Origin of the sequence: Microbacterium sp. TPD7012 (assembly GCF_003075395.1) — a bacterium.
Classification (GTDB): domain Bacteria; phylum Actinomycetota; class Actinomycetes; order Actinomycetales; family Microbacteriaceae; genus Microbacterium.
The window spans coordinates 14,936-28,072 of record NZ_QDFV01000001.1 but is presented as its reverse complement, the minus strand read 5'-3'; the positions used below and the strand labels follow the sequence as shown (position 1 = coordinate 28,072).

12 protein-coding genes are annotated in these 13,137 nt (G+C 69.6%); 5 read left to right on the top strand and 7 right to left on the bottom strand.

Annotated elements, in window-relative coordinates; genetic code table 11:
• The first annotated feature begins 51 nt into the window (after positions 1-51).
• Together DC434_RS00125 and DC434_RS20020 are read left to right on the top strand one after the other, a co-directional pair.
• Positions 52-1,002 (top strand): type IV toxin-antitoxin system AbiEi family antitoxin domain-containing protein, encoded by a 951-nt coding sequence (locus tag DC434_RS00125; protein ID WP_116633265.1) that lies wholly within the window; start codon positions 52-54, stop codon positions 1,000-1,002.
• A gap of 72 nt (positions 1,003-1,074) precedes the next feature.
• Positions 1,075-1,251 (top strand): hypothetical protein, encoded by a 177-nt coding sequence (locus DC434_RS20020; protein ID WP_165807954.1) that lies wholly within the window; start codon positions 1,075-1,077, stop codon positions 1,249-1,251.
• Position 1,252: 1 nt separating this feature from the next.
• Here DC434_RS20020 and DC434_RS00120 read toward each other — a convergent pair whose 3' ends face one another.
• From DC434_RS00120 to argG, 6 genes are all read right to left on the bottom strand, one after another.
• Positions 1,253-2,014 (bottom strand): alpha/beta hydrolase, encoded by a 762-nt coding sequence (locus DC434_RS00120; RefSeq protein ID WP_116633264.1) that lies wholly within the window; start codon positions 2,012-2,014, stop codon positions 1,253-1,255.
• Positions 2,015-2,073: 59 nt separating this feature from the next.
• A complete protein-coding gene (locus tag DC434_RS00115; protein ID WP_116633263.1) occupies positions 2,074-4,761 on the bottom strand; it encodes a penicillin acylase family protein in 2,688 nt (895 codons plus the stop codon).
• Between the two features lie 130 nt (positions 4,762-4,891).
• Positions 4,892-6,727, bottom strand: a complete 1,836-nt coding sequence (locus DC434_RS00110; protein WP_116633262.1) for a YhgE/Pip family protein — start codon at positions 6,725-6,727, stop codon at positions 4,892-4,894.
• The gene (locus DC434_RS00105; RefSeq protein ID WP_207769855.1) at positions 6,724-7,437 is read right to left on the bottom strand and encodes a hypothetical protein; all 714 of its coding nucleotides are present in this window, start codon (positions 7,435-7,437) and stop codon (positions 6,724-6,726) included. Before DC434_RS00105 ends, DC434_RS00110 begins: the two co-directional genes overlap by 4 nt.
• Positions 7,434-8,066: a TetR/AcrR family transcriptional regulator gene (locus DC434_RS00100; protein ID WP_116633261.1), complete on the bottom strand. Its 633-nt coding sequence runs from the start codon at positions 8,064-8,066 to the stop codon at positions 7,434-7,436. The genes DC434_RS00105 and DC434_RS00100 overlap by 4 nt, the downstream gene beginning before the upstream one ends.
• 276 nt (positions 8,067-8,342) lie before the next feature.
• The gene (gene argG, locus DC434_RS00095) at positions 8,343-9,776 is read right to left on the bottom strand and encodes an argininosuccinate synthase (protein ID WP_116633260.1); all 1,434 of its coding nucleotides are present in this window, start codon (positions 9,774-9,776) and stop codon (positions 8,343-8,345) included.
• Positions 9,777-9,871: 95 nt separating this feature from the next.
• On the opposite strand from argG, the gene DC434_RS00090 reads away from it, so the two are divergent.
• Positions 9,872-10,465 (top strand): hypothetical protein, encoded by a 594-nt coding sequence (locus tag DC434_RS00090; protein ID WP_116633259.1) that lies wholly within the window; start codon positions 9,872-9,874, stop codon positions 10,463-10,465.
• Here the strand turns inward: DC434_RS00090 and DC434_RS00085 are convergent.
• Complete coding sequence (locus DC434_RS00085) at positions 10,446-10,862, bottom strand: helix-turn-helix domain-containing protein (protein ID WP_116633258.1); 417 nt, start codon at positions 10,860-10,862, stop codon at positions 10,446-10,448. The two genes, DC434_RS00090 and DC434_RS00085, sit on opposite strands and share 20 nt — an antisense overlap.
• A 97-nt stretch (positions 10,863-10,959) precedes the next feature.
• Between DC434_RS00085 and DC434_RS00080 the strand changes: the two genes are divergently transcribed.
• Positions 10,960-12,315, top strand: coding sequence for an MFS transporter (locus DC434_RS00080; RefSeq protein WP_165807953.1), 1,356 nt, complete (start codon positions 10,960-10,962; stop codon positions 12,313-12,315).
• The gene (locus DC434_RS00075) at positions 12,312-13,112 is read left to right on the top strand and encodes an NAD(P)H-dependent oxidoreductase (protein ID WP_116633256.1); all 801 of its coding nucleotides are present in this window, start codon (positions 12,312-12,314) and stop codon (positions 13,110-13,112) included. The genes DC434_RS00080 and DC434_RS00075 overlap by 4 nt, the downstream gene beginning before the upstream one ends.
• Positions 13,113-13,137: the final 25 nt, after the last annotated feature.

Here is a 13,137-nt window from a genome sequence, read left to right as displayed (position 1 = left end):
AATCCCCCGCTCCTGGGCCCTACGAGAGCGGGTTGTTCACACACTTCTCGGATGACTGATGAGACGAGGACCATCCCGCAGCGCGCTGCCGCCGCCTATTCGCGCATCGCCTTCACCCGGGCAGACCTGCTCGCCATGGGCATGTCAGCCCGCTCGATCTCACGGGAGGTCCGACGGGGGCATCTTCAACATGTCCGACGCGATCGCTACGTCCTGGCCGAGGCGAACGGAGACATCGTGGAAGCGGTCCGGATCGGCGGGCGGTTGACGTGTCTGTCACTGTTCGCGCTGATGGGTGTGTTCGTGCACCGATCTCGCGGCCTGCACGTCTTCGTCACGCGAGGGAGCTCTCGGTTGCGCTTACCGAAGGGGCGGCACGTCACCCTTCATTGGAACCTCTCGTCTGTCACGCCGGAGCTCCTCCACGTCGCGCCGTTGATCGACGCAGCACGTCACGCGGTGCGGTGCCAGGAGCCCCGCGCCGCGGTCGCCACGCTGGACAGCCTGGTGCATCACGGCCCGCTGACGACCTCTCAGGTCGACGAGGTCTTCGCCGAGCTGCCGGCCCGGTTGAGGGCCGTGCGTGGACTCGTCGACGGCTCCGCCGAATCGGGACCCGAGACATTCGTGCGCCTGATCCTCCGGGCCATCGGCGCCCTATTCGAGACGCAGGTGTTCATCGCCGGCGTCGGGCGGGTGGACTTCGTCGTGGAGGGATGGCTGATCATCGAATGCGACAGCAAGGAGTTCCATGAGGGATGGCAGAAGCAGCAGGACGACCGGCGCCGCGACCTCGCGGCCGCCCGACGCGGATACGTGACGATCCGTCCGCTGGCGACGGACATCCTCGGTGACCGGCAGACCGTGCAGAAGGCACTGCGGGAGGTCATCGAGGTGCTCGGTCCGCGGTTCACCGGCGATCGACGTTCACAATTCAGCAAGAACGGTGCCCGACAGCCCTCGCGAGCCCGGTATTCGCAGTCAGCGCGAGATTCTGGCTGAATTGTGAACGGCTGCGCAGCGGCACCGGTGACCGGCCTGGAGAAACATGCGCGGGGGCGGTACCGTGCTGCCATGGAGACGTTCCTGATCGTCCTCGGCGTGATCGCTGTGGCGTGGTTCGCGATGCTGATGCGGCGGCCTCGGGCGTCGCGCGGGGCCGATCCGGACGGATTCGCGGTGGATCCGGCGCTGTCGAAGGCGCTCGACGACTCCGCGTCCGACAGCGTCAGGTTCCGGGGCTACCCCTGATTCAGCGGGCGTCCGCGAAGCGCTGGATCAGGCGGGCGGCCGGCTCAGAGTCGGTGATCAGGGTGCCGTGACCGTGGTCGGGGATGACCTTCAGGTCGGCGCCGGGGATCGCGTCGATGATCGCCTGGCACCAGCTCATCGGTGCGAGCGGGTCGTCCTCTCCTCGCAGCACCAGCACCGGGCAGTCGATGCGGGCGAACGCGTCTTCGGGCTCATGCACGATCGTGGCGCGGATCTTCCGGATCAGGTGCGGGCCACCGCGCAGATACTCCCTCGCGCCGCGCCAGATCACGAGCGGACGCTCGCCCAGCAGGTCGATCAGCAGGTACCTCGCCTGGGATGCGACGTTGCGCGCCGCCTTGTCGACGGTCGGTCCGGCGAGGATCACCTTCGCGACGAGCGACGGATGCCGTGCCGCGAGCTCGGCCGCGATCTGACTCCCCATCGAGTGCCCGATGACGATCACGGGTTCCTCGCCGGTGTGACGGAGGTAGGCGGCGACGAGGTCGGCGTGGCGCTCCATCGTGAGGTTCCGGGTGGGCTCCGGCGCCTCACCGAAGCCCGGCAGGTCGAGTGCGATCACACGGCCGTCGAGACGCTGCACCACGTCGAGGTAGACGCTGCGCCCCATTCCGATGCCGTGCAGCAGCAGGAAGGTGTGCTCGCCCTCGCCGAAGGTCTCGGCGATGAGGGTCGCCCCGCCGTACTCGTATTCGAGCAGGGTGACGGGGGTGCCCTTCGGGGCGAGGTAGCTGGTCGGCACCCGTCAACGGTAGTCGACCCGGCTGGACGGGCGCTTCGATGGCTCAGCGACCCCGTGGTTCAGCCGGCGGGCGTCAGCACCAGCGTGTGCACGGCGGCGCTGTCGACCGCCTTCGCGGAGAACGCCCACGGACGCTGGATGCCGACCGCCCAGTCTTCGGTCTGATCCACGTAGTGCTCGGCGAACGCGTGGCCGGAGGCTCCGGTGAGGTGGATCCACGTCGAGGCGTCGAAGTCCGACAGGTCGACCACCATGCGCATCGAGGGCACCGTGGTGGTCGCGTAGGAGGTGCCGAGCTCCCACCCCGTCGCGTTCACGACCGATGCTCCGCCGCCGACACGGAAGGGGCCGCGGTTGAAGAGTGCCTCGATCGGCGCGATGCCCGAGGCGCCGAGGGTGTCGCTGCGGAGGGTGATCGCGTGCAGGTCGCCCCAGTTCCAGAGCGCGACCGCCGTGCCCTGAAGCCCGGAGAGCTCGTCATAGGCGTCTTCGGCCGAGAGCGCGAGCATCTCGTCCATCCCGTCGACATCGAGCTCCGCGTTGGTCCAGAGCGGATCCGACGGATCCTCCAGCATGCCCGCCACGACCGTGAACAGCCGGGCTTGTCCGTCGATGGGAAGCGGCTGCTCGCGTCGGCCGAAGATGTTCTGCACGAGGTTCGACCAGAGCACGTTCGCGTACGCGGCGGCGGCGGAGGATGCCGTGTTCTGCGCGTCCCAGGAGCGGAGCAGCTCGACGGCCTCTCGCGGGCCCGCCCCGGAGACCTCGATGTCGGCGAGGGCGGCGGCGAGCTGCTTGCCGATCCACATCTCGTTGTCCATCTGGATGGCGCGCATGTCCTTCGCCGTCAGAGGCCCGGCGGCGGCGCGACGTTCGATCAGGTAGGCGATGCGGGCGGCGCGGTACCCGTAGTCCCAATCGCGGGAGAGGAAGTACTCGTAGTCGTCGGTGACGATCGCGTTGTTCGCGGTGACGATGTATCCCGAGGTCGGGTTGTACGACACCGGCAGCTCCTCGAACGGGATGAATCCGGTCCAGTCGTAGCTGCTGTCCCATCCGGGCTGCGGCATCCACCCGTCGCCCGCGCCGCGGATCGGCAGGCGCCCCGGCGTCTGGTAGCCGATGTTGCCGTCGGTGTCGGCGTAGATGAGGTTCTGCGCGGGCACGTCGAAGAGTGAGGCGGCGTAGCGGAAGTCGTCGAAGTCCTGCGCGGTCGAGAGCGCGAAGATCGCGGTCGCGGCCGTGCCGGGGTCGAGGGCGGTCCAGCGGAGGCTGACCGCGTACTCGGGTTCCACCTTCGGCTCTGGCAGGGTTCCGCCGGAGAACAGATCGGGGCCTCCCGGAATGCCCGCCTCGAGCGCGGGGACCGGGTCTTCGGCGATCGCAGTGAAGTCGTCGGTGAGCCCGGAGATGATCGGACCGTGGACCGTGGAGCGGATGGTCAGTTCGATGTCGTCCCCGCCTGCGACCTTGATCGTCTCGGTGCTCTCCTCGAGGGGCACGAGGACGCCGTCGCGCCAGTACTCGTCGCCCTGCACGCGTTCGATGTAGAGGTCCGTGACATCGGTGGTGAGGTTCGTGAAGCCCCACGCGACCTTCTGGTTGTGCCCGATCACGATGCCGGGAAGGCCGGAGAAGGAGAAGCCGCCGACGTCGAACGGGCACGCCGCATTCACCGTCGAGCACTTCAGCTGCACCTGGTACCAGACGGAGGGGAGGGATGCTCCGAGGTGCGGGTCGTTGGCCAGCAGGGGCATCCCCGTGTCGGTGAGGTCGCCGGAGACGACCCAGGAGTTCGATCCGATGCCCTCGCCCAGGTCGCCCACGAGCATGCTCGCCGCGGCGATCACGTCGGAGGTCTTCTCCCACTCCACGGTCGTGACCGCCTGCTGCACGTCAGCGCCCGTGTCGGACAGGAAGGCGGCGGGTTCGGCATCCGTCTCGAGCGCGGGGACCGTCGAGATCTTCGGGACGATCACCGGATTCTCATCGAACGGATACTCCGGGTAGAGCCTCTCGAGCATCGCGGTCGTGTCGTCTGCGGCATCCGACGCATCGTCACCCGCGGGGCCGGCATCCAGCTCGGCGGCGAGGAGCGCGCGCTCGGTCTCGTCCTCGACGTTGCCGCGCAGGTCCCAGGCCATGGCCTTGAGCCAGGCGACGGAGTCGGCGGGCTCCCAGGGCTCAGGGGCGTAGTCCGGGTTCTGCATGCCGAGCACGGCATATTCCAGCGAGAGCTCTGCGCCCGAGCGCGAGGCGAGATAGGCGTTGACGCCGGCGGCATATGCCTCGTAGTAGCTCAGGGTCACGTCGTCCATAGCCTCGACCTCCGCCTCGGCGACCTTGCGCCAGCCGAGCGTGCGGAGGAAGGCGTCGGTTCCTGCCTGGGAGGCCCCGAACATCTCGGCGACGCGACCCGATGTCACGTGCCGGCGGAAGTCCATCTCGAAGAAGCGGTCCTGCGCGTGCACGAATCCCTGCGCGTAGAAGAGGTCGTCCGTCGAGTCGGCGGTGATCGTCGGCACGCCGCTGGCATCGCGCTGCACCGTGACGGCGGCCGTGAGCCCCTCCACCTCGATCGCGCCCTCGGTCTGCGGGAACGACCGCTGGATCGTCCACGTGACGAAGAAGGCTGCGGCGACCGCGATCACGACGATCGCGGCGACGACGAGGAACGCGATCCGCCCGATCCGGACGCCCAGAGAAGGGCGGGAGGGGACGGCGGTGGCCGGCGAATCAGTCGTCATCGTTGAACGCTCTTCTCGGGATAGCAGGTGGGACTCAGTCCCACCGAGCCCCAGTGCGCGTGTCAGGGCCGCGCCTTCGCATCATATCCGCCGGAGGTCCTGGCCGCAGGAGCGCTCCGGCGGACCGGGTTCACCCGATGAGGCTCGGCTGCAGATCCCGCAGCGTGCGTCGGTGCGTCATGCGCGTCACCCCGACCATCGCGAGCGCCAGGGCGCCGACGAGCCACAGGGCGAGGACGGCCAGATCCCAGCCGGCCCGGGCGAGGTCTCCGCCGTACATCAGCTGACGCATCGCGTCGACGACGTATCCCAGCGGCAGCACATGGTGCAGGGCCGCGAGCGGGGCCGGGAGGGTCTGCCACGGGAACGTGCCGCCGGCGGTGACGAGCTGCAGCACCATCAGCACCAGGCCGAGGAACTGCCCGACGGATCCCAGCCAGACGTTCAGCGTGAGGATGATCGCGGCGAACGTCGCCGAGGCGAGCACCATCACCCCGAGTGTGCCGATGGGATTGTCGAAGGTGAAGCCGAGCGTGATCGCGAGGATGCCCATCAGTCCCACCATCTGCACGGCGCCCAGCATGGCGGGGGTCAGCCATCCCGCGAGCGTGATGCGGATCGGGGAGTGCAGCGCCGTGACCGCGCGACGCGAGATCGGCTTGACGATGAGGAACAGCGCGTAGATGCCGATCCAGGCCGAGAGCGCCGCGAAGAACGGCGCGAGCCCGGCGCCGTAGTCCTCGGCCGAGGCGACCTTGTCGCTCGAGACCTTCACCGGGTCGGCGATCGTGTCGGCCTGCAGCGAGCGGAGCTCGGGCGTGGATGCCGGGATCTGCCCGACCCCCTCGGACAGCCCGTCGCGCAGCTCCGCGGTGCCCGCCGCGAGCGTGCCGAGTCCGTCGCGGAGCTGAGCGGCGCCGGCATTCGCGGATGCCGCACCGCTGGCGACCGTGCCCGCTCCGGTCGCGAGCTCGGAGGCGCCGGAGGCGAGGGATGCGGCGCCGGCGGCGAGCTGATCGACCTGGCCGACCGCGGTCTGCACCTTCGAGTTGCCGTCCTGCAGGCGGCTCGCCAGAGGGTCGAGGGCCGCGAGGACCTGATCGATCTCCTCCTGTGTCACGCCCTGCTCGGCGAGGGTGGTCGCGATGTCGGCGCGCACCTGGGGCAGCGCATCGGCGGCCTGCTGCACGGCCGCACCCGCGCGGTCGGCGACGTCGGCGAGCTGTCGGTTCCCCGCGCTCACCTGCTGCGCCCCGCTCGCCAGTGTCTGCGCGCCCGCCGCGAGCTGCGCGGTGCCGTCGGCGAGCTGTGCCGTGCCGTCGGCGAGGGTGGAGCTTCCGGATGCCGCGGTGTTCGCGCCATCGGTCAGCTGGGTCGCTCCGTCGGCGGCGGTGATCAGGCTGTCGCGCACGTCGCTCAGGCCGGTGAGCAGACGCTCGGCGGCCTCGCTCCCGACCATCTCTGCCACGGAGCTGCGGATCTTCTCGACAGCCTGCGTTCCCATCGAGGAGGCGAGGTAGTTGTTGGCGTCGTTGGTCTCCAGGTCGATGCGCGCCTGGTGCGGGTCGTCGCCCGCCGCCGAGGTGAGCGCGGAGGAGAAGTCGGCGGGGATCGTCACGGTGAAGTCGACGGTGCCCTCGCGAAGAGCATCCGCGGCCTCTTCCGCGGTCATCCGCTGCCAGTCGAAGGCGTTGCCGTCGATGAGGTTGTCGGCCACGTCCTCGCCGTAGTTCACGGTGTCGGAGCCGGCCCCCTGGTTCGCTGAGGTTGCGGCAGGGGCGCCCTCGTCGTCGACGACCAGCGCCACGGGGACCTCGGGGAACTTCGCGTAGGGATCCTGGTTGGCCCACAGGTAGAGACCGCCGTAGAGGATCGGCACGCAGATCAGCGCGACGAGGGCGATGATGCCCATCTTGCTCGCGGTGAGGCGCCGCAGCTCGGCGGCGATCATGGAAGGAACCTTCATCGCTCGCCTCCGTTCTCGGTCGGGGCTTCGGATTCCGGGGCTTCGGGCCCCGAAGTGGCGCCGGATTCCTCGAGCACGAGCGGCTGGATCGGCCCGGAGGCGTTGATCGCGTCGAATTCCTGCATCCGCTCGAGGGCGACGGCCGCCGAGCCGCCGATGATCACGAGCATGGCGTAGCCGCGGTCGGCGAACTCGCCGGCGATGCGCCACCAGCCGTCGGGGCTGCCGCCGTGCCGGTCGGGGGCGACGAGCACGATGCCCTCGACCCCGTCGCGCAGCACCGCGAGCTCGCACATGATGCGCACGCGGGCAGCGGGGTCGACGGTGCCGATCGGGACGGATGCCAGTTCGGCGAACCCGAGCTGAGCCAGCCAGCGGCGCGCGTGCAGAGGCGTCGCGCCGACGCCGGCGAACATGAGCTCCTCGCCCACGACTCCGGCGAGCGTGATGTCGGCGTGCGGATCGCTGACGTCCGGTGCATCGACCAGAGCCACGCGTCGCCGCAGCTCCTTCGCGTTCTCGGCGCCGTCGAGGGTGACTCGGCCGGCGTCCGGCCGCATCCGTCCGCTCGCGATCAGTCCGAGCACGGTCGGCCGCTGCTCGGTCTCGGCGAGGGCGAAGCGCACGGCTCCGGTGTGGAACTCGAGGCTCGTCACCGGCAGTGCCTGTCCGCCGCGCCCCTTGCTCACCTCGTGCAGGGTGATCCTCACGCTGTCGCCTCCTCATCGATCTCCGCGGCGATGATGTCGGGATGTGCGGCGAGCAGCTCATCCGCTTCTCGCCACGACAGTCCGGCGATGCTCAGCACCGTGCGCACCGCGACGTTCGCGGCGCCCATGCTGGCGGCATCCGTCCGCGAGACGACCGTGCGCGCCATCTCCTCGATCAGCCGGGCGAGGGTGGGGGCGGCGAGGTCGGTGCGGAAGCTCCCGTCCTCCTGTCCGCGACGGGCGAGCGCCGCGACCGTGCGGCGCAGGGGCGCGAGTGCTGCCGCCGTGTGCTCGACGTGCGCCTCGTCGAGGGCGAGCGCGGCGGCGACCTGCACGTGCGCGGCCTCCTGCCAGAGACGGGCGGCGAGGCGGGCGAGGGCGATGCGGCTGTCGGGATCGTCGACCGAGGCGGCGATGGCGTTGAAGCGCTGCGCGCCGCTGGAGATGAGCTCGCGGATCAGGGCGTCGCGGTCGTCGAAGTGTCCGTAGAGGGTTCGGCGCGAGAGTCCGGCGCTGCGGGCGATGACGTCGACGGAAGCGTGCGGATCGTTCGCGAGGGTCGCACGGGCGGCGTCGAGGATGCCGGCGCGGTTCTCCACGGAATCGCGGCGGGGTGCACGGGTGGTCATGTCCCCATGCTACTTATAGTGCACACGAGTGTGCAAGATAACTCGGAGGACTCACAGGCTCCGCGCATCTCCGCGTTCACAACTCAGCACGGAACGCCCGTTATCGTTCGGGCGGGATGCTCTGCGCGGCGAGGCGGCGAGTTCTTGCTGAATTGTGAACGGCGCCGCGGAGTGTCGGAACGCAGAAGGGGGGCGGATGCCGCAGCATCCGCCCCCTTCCAGGTCCCTGAGCTTCCTGGGTCCCTGAGCTTCCTGAGCCCCTGAGCTGTCGAAGGGTCAGTCCGTGCCGGAGTCGAAGGCCGCGCCCTCGGAGGCGACGTCCACGGCATCCGCGAGGTTCTCGTCGACCTCTTCGACCGAACCGGTGATCTCGCCCGACTCGCCCGCGGTCACGCGGCCGACGAGCTCGCCCGTGGCGCCGCCGATGAGGCCGAGGCCGGCGTACTGCTCGAGGCGCGAGCGGGAATCGGCGATGTCGAGGTTGCGCATCGTGAGCTGCCCGATGCGGTCGACCGGTCCGAAGGCGGCGTCGCCGACGCGCTCCATCGACAGCTTCTCCGGACCGTACGAGAGGTTCGGCGACGTGGTGTCGAGGATGGTCCAGTCGTCACCGCGACGCAGACGGATGGTGACCGAGCCCGAGATCGTGAGGCCCACCCAGCGCTGGATCGACTCGCGCAGCATGAGCGACTGCGGCTCGAGCCAGCGGCCCTCGTACATCAGGCGACCGAGGCGGCGGCCCTGCTCGTGGTAGGTCGCGAGCGTGTCCTCGTTGAGGATGCCGTTGACCAGACGCTCGTAGGCGATGAAGAGCAGCGCCATGGCCGGGGCCTCGTAGATGCCGCGCGACTTCGCCTCGATGATGCGGTTCTCGATCTGGTCGCTCATGCCGAGACCGTGGCGTCCGCCGATCGTGTTGGCCTCCATGACGAGGGCCACCGGGTCGCTGTACTCGACACCGTTGATGGCGACCGGACGGCCGGCCTCGAAGGTCACCGTGACGTCTTCGGTCTCGATCGCGACCGAGGGATCCCAGAACTTCACGCCCATGATCGGGTCGACGGTCTCGAGCGAGACGTCGAGGTGCTCGAGCGTCTTGGCCTCGTGCGTCGCGCCCCAGATGTTCGCGTCAGTCGAGTACGCCTTCTCGGCGGAATCGCGGTACGGGAAGTCGTGGGCGACGAGCCAGTCGCTCATCTCCTTGCGGCCGCCGAGCTCGGTGACGAAGTCGGCGTCGAGCCACGGCTTGTAGATGCGCAGGCGCGGGTTGGCGAGCAGGCCGTAGCGGTAGAACCGCTCGATGTCGTTGCCCTTGTAGGTGGAGCCGTCGCCCCAGATGTCGACGCCGTCCTCCTTCATGGCGCGCACCAGCAGCGTGCCGGTGACCGCGCGACCGAGCGGCGTCGTGTTGAAGTAGGTCTTGCCGCCGGAGCGGATGTGGAAGGCGCCGCAGGAGAGGGCGACGAGGCCCTCTTCGACCAGGGCGGTCTTGCAGTCGACCAGGCGCGAGGCCTCGGCGCCGTACTCCAGCGCACGGCCGGGGATCGACGCGATGTCGTCTTCGTCGTACTGCCCGAGGTCACCGGTGTAGGTGAAGGGCACGGCGCCCTTGTCGCGCATCCACGCGACGGCGACGGAGGTGTCGAGTCCTCCGGAGAAGGCGATGCCGACGCGCTCGCCGACGGGCAGGGACTGGAGGACCTTGGACATGCTTTCCAGTCTATCCGCGGGCGGCGTGTCGCCCTGTGCCGCATGACGACGGCGACGCTCAGGCCCCTTGAGGCCGAAGTCGATAGTGTGACCGCGTGCAGAGACCTGCTGACTTCTTCGGCCCGCCGGGCGCGGCAGATTCGTTCGTGTGGAGCATCGTGCTGATGATCGGGGTGCTTTTCGGCCTGGTCGCCGTACTCATGATCATCCGGGATCGGCCGCATCTCCGTGCTCGGGCCTGGTGGATCTTCGGCGGCGCCTGCCTGCTTGCCATCGTCGCCGCGGTGAGTGTGCAGTACTTCCGGGTCGCGTCCGCGACACGGGACGAGATGACCACGCAGCTCGAGTTCCCCGTCGACTATCACGATCTCGACGGCGGAGACACCGCCGCGACCTTCACTCTGAGCGCGGACGGCACAGCGGAACTCCGCGGACTCTCGCTCGGCACGGAGGAGCGGAGCGCTGATGGCGACCGCCGATGCCTGGCCGGCGACGTGATCCCGGTCGTCGGGGAAGGGCGCTGGTGGACGACCGATCAAGGGTGGGTGATCGTCGAGGCCGACGACCGGCGCACGCGATTCGTGCAGGACGATTCGCTGCTCATGGCCGAGGGCTGGGGGAAGGTCTATGTCCTGACGCCATGTACGGAGGACTACACGGCGACATTCGTCACACCCGACCTCCAGTGATCAACTCCTGCCGCTCCTCATCGCGGACGGATGCCGGAGCGGCCAGCATCCGTCTCTGATGCGCGGCGTACTCGCCGCCCCACCGGGTGAGGGAGTCGACCAGGGGGCCGGCGCCGCGCCCGAGGTCGCTCAAGCGGTACTCGACCTTGGGCGGCACCTGCCGGTACACCTCGCGGGTGATCAGGCCGTCGTCCTCGAGCTCTCGCAGCTGCCGCGTGAGGACGCGGGCCGTGGGCTCGAGCAGGAGGCGGCTCAGCTCGCCGAAGCGGAGCACGCCGTGCTCGCCGAGGAGGGAGAGGATGCTGGGCTTCCAGGCGCCGCCGAGCACGGCGATCGACACTTCGGCGTCGCAGGCATCCGTCCACTCCCGGACGATGCGCTCCGTCTTCTCCCTCATGAGCTCGCCTCTCGTGCTTCCTCAGTATCCAAACGGTCACTATGTGACCGGAATGACAGTACTTGTCCCCTCCGTACCATCACACCAGACTGGGACCGTGACGTCCAGTACCCCCACGACCCTCGCCCCCACCCGTGCCCTCCGCCACCCCTGGCTCGCGATGATCCCGCTGCAGCTCGGCATCCTCATCGGGGCCCTCGCGATCAGCAGCGTCTCGACCGCCCTGCCGGCGATCCGCGGCGATCTCGCCCTCACCGACAGCGGAGCCCTGTGGCTCGTCGACATCTACTCGCTGTCCCTCGCGGCCACCCTCATCCTCGCGGCGCGGATCGGCGACGCCTTCGGACGCAAACGCATCGTGCTCATCGGCCTCGCGGGGTTCGCCGTGCTCAACGCCATCGGCGGGTTCGCCGACAACGGGATGGTGCTGATCGCGATCCGGGCTCTGCTCGGAGTCGCGGAGGCGTTCGTCGTCGCGGGTGTGGTCGCCACGATCGGCGCCCACTACCAGGCGCGGGAGCGCGTGCTCGCCTACGGCCTGTGGACGGCGACCTTCGGCGCCGGGAGCGCGCTGGGCCCGGTGCTCGGCGGGATCATCACCGAGGGCCCGGGATGGCGGTGGCTGCTCCTCGGCAGCGTGCCCCTGGCCGTGATCGCCGGCGCGCTCGCGATCTGGTTGGTGCCCGACTCCCGCAGCTCCCGTCCGGCGTCGTGGGACGTGCTCAGCATCCTGTCGTCGATCGTCGCCCTCGGGGCGCTTGTCTTCGCGCTGCACGAGGTGCTCGCGGCGCCGGTTCCCGCGGCCGTCGCCGGTGTCGTCGCCGTCGCGGTCCTGATCTTCTTCATCCGCCGGCAGCGCATGTTGCGCGAGCCGCTCATCGACATGCGGTTGTTCGGCGTGCCGGGCTTCAGCCCCGCGATCACGCGGATCCTCGCGAGCAGCGGGGTGGCGTCGGCATCCGTGGTGCTGGTGAGCCTCCACCTGCAGGATGCACGCGGTCACAGTGCGGCCGAGGCGGGGATCGCGATCCTGCCGCAGGCGGTCGCCATCGCCCTCGGCGGCGTGCTGGCACCGGTGTTCCTGCGGGTGCTGAGCGCGAACGCGTTGACGGTGCTGGCACTGACGGTGCAGGGAGCAGGGCTCGCCTGGCTCGCCTTCGATCCGGGTCTGGTCGCGCTCCCTCTCCTGCTCGTCGGTCTCGGCTTCGGGATCGGGGCGACTCTCGCGGCGACCGCGCTGTTCGACGTCACGACGGAGGACGACGCGGGCCAGGTGGGTGCGATCCAGGAGGTCGGCTTCGCGCTCGGTGGCGGACTCGGCATCGCGGTGCTCGGTACCATCGGCTCGATCCTCGGGGCGAGCGGGTTCACCGTCGCCCTGTTCATCGCGGCGGTGGTCGTGGTCGCCGCGGCCGTCCTTCCGCTCGTCCGCACCGGGAAGGCGACGTCATGAGCGCCGAGCGCCCGACCGCGCACTGGATCCTCGCGCACCCGCAGTCGAGCTCGTTCAATGCACGGCTCTTCGGGGAGGGAACCCAGGCGCTCGCCGCCCACTACGACGTGGTGACCACCGATCTCTACGCGCAGGGCTTCGACCCGGTCCTCGACGCGAAGGATCTCGGTGAGCCCTTCGGCCGCCCCGGCAACCTCGTGGACCTCATGGGCGAAGCTCAGGCTGCGGGGCAGCTGACCGACGACGTGGTCGAGGAGCAGCGCAAAGTCGCCGCGGCCGAGCTTCTCGTGTTCCAGTTCCCCCTGTGGTGGTACGGTGTGCCCGCGATCCTGAAGGGCTGGTTCGATCGCGTGCTCACGAACGGGTTCGCCTACGGCACGGTCGACCCCGAGAGCGGCGTGCCGCTGCGCTACGGCGCCGGACCCCTCGCGGGCCGGCGGGCGCTGGTGATCGTCACAGCCGGTGAGGACGAGCGATCCATCGGCCCGCGCGGCATCAGCGGAGACATCGACTCGCTGCTCTTCCCGGTGACGCACGGCACCCTCTGGTACACCGGGATCGAGCCGCTCGACCTGCATGTCGTGCACGACGCCGACGGCCTCGACACGACGGGAATCGACCGCGAGATCGAGCGTCTCGGTCGGCGCCTCGCAGGGATCCGCACCGAGACGCCGCAACGACCGTACCGGCGTCTGCAGGACGGCGACTACCGCGGCACCCGAGCGCTGCGCGCCGACATCCTGGCTGATCGCACCGATCTCGGCATCCACCGCACGGGCGTCGATCCGGCTCGGTGAGACCGGCGCGGCCTCAGATGCCTTC